Origin of the sequence: Streptomyces sp. CB02414 (assembly GCF_001905385.1) — a bacterium.
In the GTDB taxonomy this organism is placed as follows: Bacteria; Actinomycetota; Actinomycetes; order Streptomycetales; family Streptomycetaceae; genus Streptomyces.
Genome location: NZ_LIPF01000007.1, coordinates 189,794 through 202,825 on the forward strand (window position 1 = coordinate 189,794; position 13,032 = coordinate 202,825).

The 13,032-nt window shown below is 69.5% G+C and carries 11 protein-coding genes and 2 pseudogenes; 6 read left to right on the plus strand and 7 right to left on the minus strand.

Annotated elements, in window-relative coordinates:
* The first annotated feature begins 29 nt into the window (after positions 1 to 29).
* Entirely contained in the window at positions 30 to 896 is an 867-nt protein-coding gene (locus AMK11_RS23235; RefSeq protein WP_073729956.1) for a phenylalanine 4-monooxygenase, read from the plus strand.
* 218 nt (positions 897 to 1,114) lie between these two features.
* On the opposite strand, the gene AMK11_RS23240 is transcribed toward AMK11_RS23235, so the two are convergent.
* The 3 genes from AMK11_RS23240 to AMK11_RS38195 form a co-directional block, all read right to left on the minus strand.
* Positions 1,115 to 1,624 carry a hypothetical protein gene (locus AMK11_RS23240; RefSeq protein WP_073729957.1) on the minus strand — a complete coding sequence of 170 codons (510 nt, stop codon included), beginning with the start codon at positions 1,622 to 1,624 and terminating at the stop codon, positions 1,115 to 1,117.
* 278 nt (positions 1,625 to 1,902) lie between these two features.
* Positions 1,903 to 3,963: a flavin monoamine oxidase family protein gene (locus AMK11_RS23245; RefSeq protein WP_073730318.1), complete on the minus strand. Its 2,061-nt coding sequence runs from the start codon at positions 3,961 to 3,963 to the stop codon at positions 1,903 to 1,905.
* Between the two features lie 170 nt (positions 3,964 to 4,133).
* Entirely contained in the window at positions 4,134 to 4,637 is a 504-nt protein-coding gene (locus AMK11_RS38195; protein ID WP_198941459.1) for a hypothetical protein, read from the minus strand.
* Between the two features lie 402 nt (positions 4,638 to 5,039).
* Here AMK11_RS38195 and AMK11_RS23250 point away from each other — a divergent pair, with 402 nt between their 5' ends.
* The 4 genes and pseudogenes from AMK11_RS23250 to AMK11_RS23260 form a co-directional block, all read left to right on the plus strand.
* Positions 5,040 to 6,344: a DUF4241 domain-containing protein gene (locus tag AMK11_RS23250; RefSeq protein WP_073729958.1), complete on the plus strand. Its 1,305-nt coding sequence runs from the start codon at positions 5,040 to 5,042 to the stop codon at positions 6,342 to 6,344.
* Positions 6,345 to 6,991: 647 nt separating this feature from the next.
* Entirely contained in the window at positions 6,992 to 7,258 is a 267-nt protein-coding gene (locus tag AMK11_RS23255) for a hypothetical protein (RefSeq protein ID WP_241847050.1), read from the plus strand.
* A gap of 58 nt (positions 7,259 to 7,316) precedes the next feature.
* A pseudogene (locus AMK11_RS39245) lies at positions 7,317 to 7,481 on the plus strand (helix-turn-helix domain-containing protein); the annotation flags it as partial.
* A 402-nt stretch (positions 7,482 to 7,883) separates the two neighbouring features.
* A pseudogene (locus AMK11_RS23260) lies at positions 7,884 to 9,665 on the plus strand (BTAD domain-containing putative transcriptional regulator); the annotation flags it as partial.
* Positions 9,666 to 9,919: 254 nt separating this feature from the next.
* Here AMK11_RS23260 and AMK11_RS23265 read toward each other — a convergent pair.
* Together AMK11_RS23265 and AMK11_RS23270 are read right to left on the minus strand one after the other, a co-directional pair.
* Complete coding sequence (locus tag AMK11_RS23265; protein ID WP_073729960.1) at positions 9,920 to 10,663, minus strand: phosphotransferase family protein; 744 nt, start codon at positions 10,661 to 10,663, stop codon at positions 9,920 to 9,922.
* A 112-nt stretch (positions 10,664 to 10,775) separates the two neighbouring features.
* Positions 10,776 to 11,504, minus strand: coding sequence for an SDR family oxidoreductase (locus tag AMK11_RS23270; RefSeq protein WP_073729961.1), 729 nt, complete (start codon positions 11,502 to 11,504; stop codon positions 10,776 to 10,778).
* Positions 11,505 to 11,580: 76 nt separating this feature from the next.
* Here AMK11_RS23270 and AMK11_RS23275 point away from each other — a divergent pair, with 76 nt between their 5' ends.
* Positions 11,581 to 11,958: a MerR family DNA-binding transcriptional regulator gene (locus AMK11_RS23275; RefSeq protein WP_073729962.1), complete on the plus strand. Its 378-nt coding sequence runs from the start codon at positions 11,581 to 11,583 to the stop codon at positions 11,956 to 11,958.
* 96 nt (positions 11,959 to 12,054) lie between these two features.
* Here the strand turns inward: AMK11_RS23275 and AMK11_RS23280 are convergent, their stop codons facing one another.
* Entirely contained in the window at positions 12,055 to 12,471 is a 417-nt protein-coding gene (locus AMK11_RS23280; protein ID WP_073729963.1) for a peptidoglycan-binding domain-containing protein, read from the minus strand.
* 159 nt (positions 12,472 to 12,630) lie between these two features.
* Positions 12,631 to 13,005, minus strand: coding sequence for a hypothetical protein (locus AMK11_RS23285; protein WP_143194593.1), 375 nt, complete (start codon positions 13,003 to 13,005; stop codon positions 12,631 to 12,633).
* Positions 13,006 to 13,032: the final 27 nt, after the last annotated feature.

The window sequence follows — 13,032 nt, forward strand, 5'->3', positions numbered from 1 at the left end:
CTGACCGAAACAATCGGTTCGTGAGAGACATGCACGTGCGTACTCCGATCGCGACCGACGGCCGACTCGACGCGGCCGCCAAGCACCCTGGCCTCAGTGACCCCCGCTACCTGCTGCGGCGTCGGGCCATCGCCTCGCTGGCCCGCGGACACCGGGTCGGTGACCCCTCACCGCGAGTGGACTACACCGAGACCGAGCAGCAGACCTGGCGGACCGTCCACCAGCGGCTCTGGAACGCCCAACGGGAGCATGCCTGCCGTGCCGCCCTTGACGCCCGTGAACAGGCGCCCGTTCCAGCGGACCACATCCCGCAGCATGCCGAGGTCGGGCTGCACCTGCGGAGGTTGACGGGTTTCGACTTCACTCTCGCGGGCGGTGTGGTCGGCAACAAGAGGTTCCTGGGGTCGATGGCCGACGGCTACTTCCACGCCGTGCAGTTCGTCCGCCATCCGGCCGTACCGATGTTCACCCCCGAGCCGGACATCATCCATGACGTCTTCGGTCACGGGATCCACCTGGCCTCGCCGGCCTTCGCCGACGTCTACCGGCTGATCGGGGACGCGGCGATGCGCGTCGAGAGCAGGGACGTCCTCCAGATGATCAGCGACGTGTACTGGTTCACCCTGGAGTACGGAGTCCTCGACGAGGGAGGGACACCCAAGGCGTACGGGGCGGCTCTGCTCTCCTCGTCCGGGGAGATCTGCCGCCTGCGGCAGGCTCGGATCCGTCCGCTGGACATCCGCGCGATGCTGGCCACCGGGTACGACATCTCCGGGTACCAGCCGGTGCTCTTCAGCGCCCGCAGCCTGGACGAGGTCACCGACACCCTGGGCGGCTTCCTGACGGCGCTCGACGACGAGAGCGCGCCGCGCTTCGGACGGGCCGTGGAGTCCTGAGAGCTGTGCCGCACCAGGCCCGCGCGACGGTACTCCGCGGAGGTCAGGGTTTCTGCGGGGGCTGCCGTTCTCAGCGAAATCGGTCGGGCCCCACAGAACCCGGCCCGACTCGGCCGAGGAGCCAAGCCGGTCGACCCCATCGTCGGCCAGCTCATCACCCCCAGAGAGCTGGGGCACCAGCAGCGCCTTCGTCCCCCTGACCCGTTTGGCGGACACCATCACGCCGAAGGCGGAAAATCACCCATGAGGGAGGCGTATGGGTTCGAGAACGAGGTCAGGTCACTTACGCGGACCAGGCTGAGCTCGCTGGGTTCGATCCCGGAGCCGGACAGGACCACTTCAGTGCCTTCGACGCATCCCCGTGCGACCCAGTCACGATCATTGCTGTTGCGCCAGAGTTCGAACGTCACGAGTCTCCCGTCTGCGGTGATACTGACGGGTTCGGAGGCCGGCAGGCTGGCCGGAGGTTCCTCGCCGGCGTGGTAGTAGTCCTCGAAAGCCCGCGCCAGGGCATCGCCGACCTCCGCATTGTCGGAGGAGGCGCTCAAGACCGTGACGTGCTCGACCTCTGGGTCGAAGTACGGGGAGCCGAACCACAGGTACACATGTATCTCGCCGGTGACTCGGTTGTAGCCGTGACCCGTGACCTGCCGTGATTCAGGCCAGTTGGCGTCGACAGCGAAGACGCTGAAGCCTTCTGCCGAGCCAGGGGTGCCTTGATCGTTCATGGGACCTCCCGCGTGCTCTTACGTGATCAGGCATCCTGTCACCGCAAGAGAACCAGCGGGGGGTGGGGTCGGCATCGATGGCCGGGGCGATGTGCTTCCGGATCGACCTGGCCCACCCAGGAAACGCCTGGTCCACGGACGTGCTGCCCACAGGGCCACAGGGTCCGCGCCCCACCTCAGCCGGGCCGCCCGCCTTACACGCCCGGCAGGACGAGACGCATCAGGTACGGTCCGTCCCGGGGGCGGGCGGCGAGGGCCCCCGGGCGGGCAGGCAGGCGTCAGCCCGTGTGCACCTTCAGGGCGGTTCGGACGGCCGACTCGAGGGCGCCCTCGATCCAGGCGGGTTTGATCGAGGTGTGGTCCCCCGCGAAGTGCAGGGGCCCTTCCGACGTGGGGATGTCCGGGAACAGTTCCGTGTGCTGGCCGGGGAAGAGCACGGAAGCCTCGCCGTAGGCGTAGTGGTCGCGCATCCACGACTGGGTCTGGCACTTGGTGGTGAAGAAGACCTCGCACCTGCGGCCGAAGACCGCCTGCACTCCGGCGAGGGCACGCAGACAGCGCTCTTCGTCGGCGTAGGCGTCCCACTTGAGGGCGTCGTCGGACCAGCTGTACGAGGCCAGCACGATGCCGCCGTCGCTGCCTTCCATCGGGTGGGCGTGCTCGAAGTACATGAACCGGTTGGCGTTGTCGCTGACGGATCCGCCACCGCGGACGTGCGCTGCCTCGACCTCGCCCTCCCCGGCCGGCCGGAAGGCGGCGAAGCAGTGCTTGTAGGCGTCGGGGACCGTCACGCCCAGGTCCTTCACGGACTTGTGCGCGCCGAGGTACCTGGCGTCCGTGACCTTGCCCGCCCGGTACTTCTCGTACAGGCCGTCCTCGATGGTGTCGAGGGCCTGCTTCCACTGCTCCTCGGTCAGCTCCCACCAGCGCCGGGAGAATTCCAGCAGCACCTTGGTCGCCGCGTCGTAGTGCAGCTCCGTGACGGCCCGGCGCTTGCCGTACGACAGCGGGGGGTCGAAGGCGACATGCCGCAGTCCGGAGAAGGGCACGGTGACGATCGCCTCGTCCCCCTCGAAGACCTCCGTGGCGCCTCCCTTACCCGTCTGGCAGTCCTCCGAGACGGTGTGGACCCGTACCTTGCCGCCGGTGCGTTCGATGCGAACGGCACGACGGTCGAGCCGCACCTTTCCCTTCACCGGCGCGTACATCGCGTCGGCGAGCAGCGCGGTGCCGCCCTTGATCTCCCAGAACTTGGTCCTGGGATCGATGAGCGCGCTGGACAGGAAGCTGTGGAGGAAGGAGAGGTGCAGCCGCGAGGTCAGGTTCTGGATGGTTCCGACCAGGTCGATGGTCCGCGTGTCGAGCCCGGCTGCTTCGGTGAGGTAGCGGTACATGGACCAGTGTCCGTACTTCTTGAGAACCTCGGTCCACCCGTCGACAAGTGCCTTTCCCTCCTTGCCGCGGATGAGTCGGTGCGCGGGTTCGAGGGCGTCGGCGAGGATGGCCGCGGCGGTCTTCTTGCGGTTGGCGCCGGTAACTCCGAAGGTGTCGTTGATCCGTTCCGGGTTCTTCTCGTAGTCGGCCCGGCGCTCGTGGACGCCGTTGACGTGGATCCAGGTGCGGTTGGTCTTCTTCGCCGGGTCGTCGGGGTCGACGTCGACCAGGTAGAACTCCTGGCGGGGGAGGTCGAACTTCTTGAGCAGCGCCATGAGGAGCGGATGGCTCTCCGGCAGCCGCATGGCTCCGCCCTCGGCGTACTGCCGGGGGTCGGCGAAGGGCTGCCTGCCCTTCTCGTGACCGCCCTTGCGGAAGGTCTTGATGCGGCCGCCGACCCGGTTGCCGTTGGCCTCGATCACGACGACGTCGTGGCCCGCCCGGTTGAGCAGGTCGGCGGCGAGCAGCCCGGCCGGGCCGGCCCCGACGATCAGGACCCGCTTGGTGGCCTTCCCCCGGCTGGCCGGCAGACCGTCGTTGACCGCCTTCACGTAGGCCGGGACCAGGGGCTTGTCGTGTTCGTCGTGGACGACGACCGCACGGGCGACCGTGCGGTACGCCTCCGGGGCGGTGCCGGGCGGCGCCGCGGCCGGCGTGACCGCGGGCGCTGTCCCGGGGCTGAGCGCTGTCGCGGGGGTGACGGAGGCGGCGGTGAGCCCGACGGCGAGCGCGGAAGCTCCGGTCGCCGTGACGACGGAGCGCCGTGAGGGCGTGGTCCGCCGGGGTGCCGGGGGCCGGGGCGGTGACCCGTGAGCGTCTGACGCGGGCTGCTCCTCCCCGGCCGCGCAGGACTGCGTGCCGGACGACGTGCCGGTAGCTGAGGTGTTCGCGTTCTGAGTGTTCATCGCCTCCCACCCTTGATGTTGGAGCCCGGCGGTGGCGGTGCCCTCACACGGACGGGAGGCGTAAACCACTCGATGCGGTCCACGGGACGTACCGGGGTTCACCCGGGCGCCGTCGTCAACGCGCCCGCGCCTCACGGAGGGGCAGGCCTCGCGTTCCCCGCGGATGCCGGTCAGTGCTGGTGTCCGCCGGTGGCACTGGTCCATGCCGATCGGCACGAAGACCGTGTCCTGGGGCCGCGCAGCACGGCCGGCGGCGCCTCGCCGTTCACCTCCAGCACGCGGAACTGGACGTCGTGGACCTGGAAGTTGTGCGCATCCCCATCGTGTTGCGCACCGTCCAGATCTCGGATCGCTCCCCCAAGCGCCTTCCCGGCGTCGGTGGGCTTCTCCTTGGCTTCGTGCCTCCACATCTGGAGCAGGCCGATCGTGCGCGCCGGAGCCACGTGGGCGTCGTCGTGGCGGTCCTCGCCTCGGCGGGCTCCGTACCGGCGACGTCTTGGCGGCCACGGCGTCCTGGGCGGCCTCTCGGCCCCGTACAACGCCGGCATGCGGGCACAGTGGCGCGCGGCGGCCTTGTCCTCGTCCGTAGTGGCGGCGTCCCGCTTCGCCGGGGCGGCCGCGGCGGCCTGCTCAGTCTCGATGACCGCGGCCTCGGTGCCGGTGGGGCTCCGCACAGCGGCACGGTTGCCCGCGCAGGCCGCACCTTCTGTAGGGCCCGTACCACCTCGCGGGGCTCTGGGTCGTCCTCTCACCGCCCCGCCCTCCACCGGCCCTCGGCAGTCTCAAGGGCCGGAAGACTGGCGAAGTGATCTGCCCCCGCACCCGGCCCCGGTGGGTGTGCGTCGGGCTGGACGCGGCCGGTGCCGTCCTGGCCGCGGGACGCCTGATGTACTCGGGCGAGTGGACCATATGTGACCCCGGCGTCGGAAGGTGACAGGTCATGGACCGGCTCCCCGGCACGACCGTCTGGGCACCGGATATGGTCCGCTGTCCGCCTCGTAGGAGCGTTGTCACAGGCAGCGGCTACCTTGCAGCTCAGCACACAGCCGAGGCAGGTTGCAGGAACAGGAGCGGCAATGGTCGTCGAGGTGGAGTACGCGCACGCGTGGGATCTGGAGACTCGTGAGCCCTGGCGGCCGATGTCCGCCGAGGAGGCCAGGGAACGCGATGCCGCTGGGTTTCCGTACGTGGTGGTGTACCGGGAGCCGGGCCGGGATGCCCCGCTGGAAGTCCGGCTGGTCTCCTGGCAGGACCACTACGTCGGGCTGTGGATCTACGACACCCAAGGCCGCCGCACCCACGACCTGGACATGCGGCTGCTGGACGACCCGTCGCGGTTGCTGCGCCGATACTCCGTCGGCTGGTACTACACAGGCCCAGAGATGGCGGAGTTCGACAAGGCGTGCCCACGCATTACCGTGGACCTCTTCCCGGACGGGAGGGGCCGACGTACAGAGGAGCGGCAGGGGCAGGTCGGAGGCTCCTACGTCACCTCGCCCGGACTCCGGGACGACGAGCGCTGGATCGACCGCCCCGCCTTCGGGGAGTGGCCACTGCTCTCGGCCCGGGTACACGGGCTCATCGAGCCGCCGGCCTTCGTGGCGGCCGAGGCCGCCGAGGCCGCCGAGCCAGGTGTCGGAGACGCCCCCGTAACCTGCTGGCGTCCGCCGCGCCCCGCGCGGCCCGGGCCGATCAACGAGTTGTTCCGGCCCGGGACGCGCGTGACCGACGGGTACCACCCCGAGATGACCGTCGTGGAGCCGCGCCGGGTCGGCACCCTGCGCGTACCCAGCGGGCTGCTGGCTGTCTCCGGCCCGGACATCAACCACGGCGACGGGCCGCGCATCACGGTCCCCGTCCCTCCCGGGGAGCACGTACTCGACGAGGCACGGGTCCGCTTCAGCTACCACTGCGAGTGGCGGGACGCCGAGGTCACGACCACGGAACCCACGGCCGTCCGCCTGCTCGTCAGCGAGACCCCCGCAGCGACCTGGGAGATGGCCCTCGGTCCGGACGACGATCCCCGGCTGTTCATCGAGAATCAGATAGCCGGCTTCGACACCGACGGCGCCACCGGCTGCTTCGCCGACGCCGGGGCCTGGGAACCGCTCATCGCGCTCTTCGAACGAGGGCTGATCCAGACGGAGTCAGGCCTGGACGGGTGCGACGACGTCGACGACGGCTCCATGTTCCTGCAGCGTACGTGGGACGCGGCTTCCGGCGGCGAGCTCACAACCTTTGCCACGACCGCGGACGGCACCTACCCGGTGTGGGTCGGCCGTTCCGAGGCCGGCGAGGTGATCGGCGTCGTGGTGCTGGTGGACGGGATGCCGGAGCTGCTCCCGGAACGGGACACAACCCCCACCGACGTGGCCGTGTAGGCAGGCCGACAGCATGGAGGCTGTCAAGGTGGTTCCGAGGCGATGGGTGGTCCGGCGTACGATCCACTGTCGGGGTGGATCCACCGCACACAGACGTGCAGCCCGGCCGACGGTGGGCCTCTGCCGGGGCGGTCTTCGTCAGACAGGCCAGGTCGGGATCGTGGTGGACTGAGCGGCCGCGCATGCGGCGAGGCCGGCGCTCTTGGGAGAGTGCCGGCCTGGAGCGGTCTCACGCGGCAACGTGATCGCGCTGGGAGTCCTGATCTGCTGGGGTGGAGCCCGCAACTCTCAGGAGTGGCCGAAGCCATAGTGCCTGTCGAACCGTGCCTGTCGTCTCTCAACGGGCACTGAACAGGATTGGGATGGCGCGACATCTAAATGCCGCGCGGGCCGCAGGAGACTCTGCTGTCGACTGCGAACGTGCTGGTCCGCCAAGGTGCCTGCGGGCAGCGGCGCCTGGACGGATCCGCAGGAAAGTCTTGGACACCGGCGCATCATCGATTTTGAAGGTATCCCCTGATCGGCGGGGCAGGTGGCAGGATGCAGGCCCGGATGGCGTCGGCAAACGCCATTCCGGTAGTTCGGTACTGGAGCCCGCAACCTGCCCCGCTGTCTGCGTGGGCGCGCTTGATTCAGGAGAAGACACCATGATGCGAACCCTCCTTCCGACACGGTGTGTGGTGCACGGCTCGTCGTGCGGACACCGGTCTCCGTTCGCCGACGCCCTGGTGATCGTGGTGATCGCCGTGCTGGCCTGCGTCCTGTCCGTGTACGGACTGGAACTCCTGTACGTCCTGGCCGTGCTGGGAGGTGCCGGCGCGGTGGCGGCCTGCACTCTGATCGTTGTTCGCGGAGCAGGCAAGCGTCTGCACCACGCCGTGGTGCAGGCTGCGACCGCCATCGCCGCTGGCTGACGGCCGGTCGGCTGTGGGGCGTAAGGAGAGGCCGATCGCCTCATCGAACCGGGCACTGGTGAGGCTGGTCAGGTGGCTGCGTGACCAACGGTCGGACAGCGGTTGCTCGTACGCCGAGTTGGCCGCACGTGTGGACCTCCATCCCACCACCTTGCAACGGGCGGCGTCGGGCCAGTCCGTTCCCAGTGAGCGCAGTGTGCGCGCCTACGCCATCGCGTGCGGTGCGTCGGTGGACACGGCGATGGACCTGTGGCGGCAGGCGCGCCGGGGCAGGCTGCGCAGCGCGGGGCCGGCCGCGCCGAGCCCTCAGGACATAGACGGCGTCGAGATGCTTCGCGCGGGGCTGCGAGAGCTGTACGAGCTGGCCGGACGCCCCTCCGTCCGTGTGATGGAAGAACGCGCGGGCGCGGGACGGCTTCCTCACAGCACGGCTCATCGCATCCTGCTGGGACGGACGGTGCCGCGTGACGCGCACCAGTTGACCGGTTTCCTCACCGCGTGCCTGGTCGCCTCGTCAGAGCATCCTGCGTGGGTCGCGGCGTGGCAGCGAGCCCGCGGCAAGCAGCAGGACACGGCCCCCTCCCCCGTTCCACTGCAGACGCGCGTGTCGCAAGGACCTGCGCGCCTGACCGCACCTGTGCGCCCCGCGGTTCCCGCGTCGGGCCTGTACGCCGCGGTACTCGGGCCGGTGCGGCTGTGGCAGGAAGGGGAGCCGCTGTCCACCGGCTCCCCTCAGCAACGGGCTCTGCTGGCCGCTTTGGTGCTGCGTGAAGGACGGACCGCGACGGCAGCGGAACTCATCGACGCGCTGTGGGGTGACGAACCGCCGTCCCAGGCGCTGGCCGCTGTGCGCACGTACGCCTCCCGACTGCGCAAGATGATGGAACCAGGGACGCTCGTCAGCGAGTCCGGCGGTTACGCCATACGCCTTCCCCCGCAGGCATGCGACATGACCATGGCAGCGCAGTTGACCCGGCAGGCTGAGCAGCTGCGCATCCAGGGGGACCTGGAGCGTGCACGGACCTTGTTGGGGCACGCTCTGGGGCTGTGGGAGGGGGAGCCACTCGCCGGGGTCCCAGGGCCCTACGCCGAGACTCAGCGCGTCCGCCTGGAGGAATGGCGGCTTCAACTGCTCGAGACCCGACTGGACATGGATCTCGCCTGTGGTCTGCACGCTGACGTCGTGGCTGAGCTGATCGCGTTGACGTCCGCTCATCCACTGCGTGAGCGCCTGCGCGAGTTGCTGATGCTCGCCCTGTACCGCGGGGGGAGGCAGGCCGAGGCCCTCGCTGTGTACGCGGACGTCCGCCGGCTGCTTGCCGACGAACTGGGCGTCGACCCGCAGGAAGGACTGGCCCGCCTTCAGGAGCGGATCCTGCGGGCAGACCCGCAGCTGGCGGTCGAGGCGGCATCCCACACCACCGACGCGCAGGCTGTTTCCTTCGTCCGCCCTGCGCAGCTGCCGCCCACCGTCCCCGACTTCGTAGGACGGTCGGACGCCCTCGCCGAACTGACGGGTGCACTGGCCGCCGCATCGGCCGGTGAAAGCCTGCCGGTCGTGGCTGTCTGCGGTCCCGGCGGCGTGGGAAAGACCGCCCTGGCTGTCCAGGCCGGCCATGCGGTTGCACAGTTCTTCCCGGACGGGCATCTCTACCTGGACCTGCGGCGAACGACGCCGGATGCGGCCCTCGCCGCGGCGCTGCAGGCTCTGGGAGTGGCGGAGACCGTCATTCCGGCAGGCCTCACAGAACGCTCCGCGCTGTACCGTTCCGCGCTGCACGGCCGACGCGTCCTCGTGGTCCTGGACCACGCCGAGGACGCGGCGCAGGTCCAGTGGCTACTGCCTGCTGCGCGTGGGTGTGCCGTGCTGGTCACCTCTCGCAGGCGGATGATCGACCTGGCGGGTGCGCAGTTGGTGCAGCTTGACGTGATGTCCCCCGCAGAGGCGCTCCAGCTCTTCACCCGAATCGTTGGTCACCCTCGGGTCGGTGACGGTGAACACGGGTCGGCTCGCTACGTGATATCCGCATGCGGCTTTCTTCCGCTCGCCATCCGTGCCGCCGCCTGCCGGTTGGTCGCACGCCAGTCCTGGACGGTCTCGGACCTTGCGGACAAGCTCGCGGACGAGGACGGCAGGCTGGACGAACTGCGGGCAGGGAATGTGGCGGTGAAGCCCGTCATCGAGGACAGCTACCGCGCGCTCAGTGCGGAACAGGCCGACAGCTTCCGGACCCTGAGCTCGTCCGCCGACTCGTTCCTGTCCCTGCGACAGGCCGCGTGTCTCCTCGGCCGCAGCATCGCGGACGCGGAGCGCCTCTCGGAGGGCCTGGTCGACGCCGGACTGCTGACTTCCATCGGCGGCGAGGCGTACCAGGTGCCCCTACTGGCCTGGCTCTACGCGAGAGCCCTCCCCTGACGCCCCGCCCACCGCCAGGGGCGACGCCCAGTCCGCCCCAGTTACCGCGGTGTTCGCGGACCTGGGTGAAGTCGTCGTCGCCAATGCCGGATTCGGTTCCGCAGCAGCCGCGATTGACGTGAAGGGGAAGTGGGAAGCCGGGGCCCCACAGGGTCTCGCGTGCCAGTTGGCTGACGAGCAGGCCGCCTGGGATACCGGCGCGACCTCTGCCGGCACGAATCGGTGATCACCGTGCCCGGGCAGCCTCACATCCGGGCTCTCAGGACGTCGACCTCGCAGCCCGTCGCGAAGGGGTCGAAGCCGTGCTCGATCAGCCAGCGAACTGCCAGCAGGCTTCGCAACGACCACCACGCATGGATCACGTCCAGGTCGAGGTCGGCGCCGTAGCCTGCGATGACGTCGTCGAGGTGCTCCTCGTGTCCGAGCGTGAAGGTGGCGAGATCGTACAGGGCATCACCCTGGCCCGCCTCGGACCAGTCGATGATGCCCGTCACCTCGTCGCCTTCGACGAAGACGTGCGCAATCTGCAGGTCGCCGTGTGTGAACGCCGGAGTCCACGGCCGGAGTGCGGCCTCGGCGACCTGTCGGTTGCGGGTGACCAGGTCAGCGGGCAGGAGGCCGTTCGCCACGAGCGACTCGCACTCGTCGTCGAGTTCCGCCGCCAGGGCGACGATGCTCCTGCCGGCCCGGCCGGGCCAAGGCGGCAGGGGCGCGTCGTGCAGCTTCCGGATGGCGGCGCCCGCCGCGGCCCACGCCGCGGGCGATCCGGTCGACGGCCCACCGAGGCGCCCAAGCGTGGTTCCCGGGAGTGCGGCGATCGCGAGCACGGGGGGCTTGCGCCACAGGACTTCCGGCGTCCGGACCGGCGCGAGGGACATCGCCTCGACCTCGGCGTCGATGCGCGCCGGGTCCGCGTCCACCTTCAGGAACACGTCGCCGGCGCGCAGAGTCGCGCGCTCGGAATGGGCTACGACGACTTCGACATCCATGGACGACCAGTATGCCGGGGGTGCTCGCCGACGTCACCGGGTTACTCACGAGCGATTACGCGGCTGCTCGCGCCCCTCTGACGAGGCCGGCCCACCACTTCGTCGGGGATTCTCAGGCCGCCACCAGCGCCGCCAGGGCGCGGTCCATTGCGGCGTTGAACTCTTCCGGCGTCAGCGGCAGACGGGACTTGACGTCCCGACTCCACTGGTCGGCGAGGACCTCGGCGGAGCCCGCCTCGACACCGTCGAGCGCCGCGTCGGCCAGGTCCGACGGTGCGATCTTGTCCACTGGCCAGCCCGCGGCCATGTCGGTGTCGGCCAGACCCAGGTGTACCGCTGTGACGAGCGTGCCCTGCTCGGCGAGCTCCAGGCGGACGCCGTTGGTCATGGCCCAGGCGGCGGCCTTGGTCAGGTGGTAGGCATTGGCACCATTGTTCCCGAACCACGACATGGCGGAGAGGACGTTGACGATCGCTCCCCCGCCGTTCCTGGCGAGCGCCGGCGCGAACTCCCGGATCATTCCCAGGTGGCCGAACATGTTGGTCTCCAGCTCGTGCCGTACCGCGTCCAGCGAACCGGTCACCAGGTCGGTTCCGGTACTGATTCCCGCGTTGTTGATGAGGAGCGAGACGTCCGGGGCGGCCTCGGCGGCGGCCCTCACTGATGCGGGGTCGGCGATGTCGAGGGGCAGCACCTCGACCCCGGGCAGGTCCACGGTCTCCGGTCGGCGGGCCGTCGCGTAGACCTTGCGGGCGCCCCGTTCGAGCAGGCGCTGGGTGAAGGCGCGGCCCAGGCCGCGGTTGGCTCCGGTGACAAGGGCGACGGAGTTGTTGATATCCATGGCCGGTACGCTAAAACCTGACGTTGGCGTCAGGGGCAAGTGCTGGCCGTCAGAGCCGGCGGTGAGAGGAATCACCATGACTGTCACAGTGGGCGCAGCCGAGGGGCTGATCCGGATCGGCCAGGTGGCGCAAGGAGCCGGTGTATCGGTGCGTGCCGTGCGCTACTACGAGCAGCAGGGGCTGCTCATCGCGGAACGCAGCCCGTCCGGCCAACGCCTGTACCGGCAGGACGCCATCCCCCTGGTTCGCTTCTTCCAGCAGATGTTCGCCGCCGGCCTCACCAGCCGAAGAATCACCGAACTCCTTCCGTGTTGGGACTCCGGGCACACCGACACCGAGCAACGAGCCATGCTGCGAGCCGAGCGCGCGCGCATTCAGGCCAAGATCGACGACTTGCAGGCTGTCCTCGGCCGCCTCGACGAGGTCATCGCGATCACGGACACGCACCCGTAGGCGCGGTCAGCCGGTACGTCTCTGCCGGTCGAAGGTGCCCCACGCGTGGTGGACACCTGGCCTTTCGCAGGAGAGGCCCGCCATGCCGCAGCTCGGTCAGCAGTAGAGCCGACGCAGGTGGGGCCACGTCTGCGGGCCGACCTTGCCGTCCTCGGCCAGGTTGGTGTCGCAGGCGTAGTTCACGGTGCTTTGGAACTTCTTGGCCGCTGCCTGGGAGTTACGGCCGAAGATGCCGTCGATCGTCCCCGGATTGTGCCCGTGGTACTGGAGGAGGCACTGGGCTTCCTTGCCGGCGGAGGTCACCTGCGAGGAGGACGGAACGACAGTGGTGCCGCTGTAGTAGCCGGCGGAGAGGCGGCCGGTGGAGCTCATATTTACGTCGCACGGGTAAGCCGCGGCGGCGGTGGCGCCGGTCTCGGCCGCGGCGGCGATGCCGCCGGTGGCGGTGCCGGCCAGCAGGGTGAGAGAGGCGAGCAGGAGCGAGGTACGCCTGCGGGTTGCGGTGAGTGTCATGGAGGTCTCCTGGAGATGAGTGGTCGATCTGGACATGGGTACGTGTTCGCCGGATGACGCAGGCAGGCCCGACCGCGGCGGCGAGGGACGTACCCAACCCTGAGCTGCCAGGTCACGGGCGACGAGGGCCGGCATGCGGTGCGCAGCTACGTCAGTTCCTCAGCAGCTGGAGGCGGTGTCGATGCGGATGCCGGTCACCGTGAAGGTGTTGCTGAAGGTCTGGTTGTGGTTCGGATCCACGCACAGGTAGGACGTCGCACCGGTGCCATTGTGGATGTAGCGCAGGTAGACCCGGTCGTCGTTGCGCGTGTTGACGACGTAGTTGGCGCCTCGGCTCCGGGAGCCGAGATTCTGGTAGGAGGTCGTGACGTCCTGGAACGCGGCCGTGGGGTCGTCGTCGTCCCAGTCGCTGGAGGTCAGGTAGAAGCAGACGCGCGGCCAGTCGCACCCCCTGCGGGAATCAGCCGAAGCGGTCGGCGCCGTGACCATAGTGGTGGTGGCGAGGGCAGCGGCCGCTGTCGCCACAACGGCCAAGCGCTTGGTCGTGCTGCGGTTCGCTCG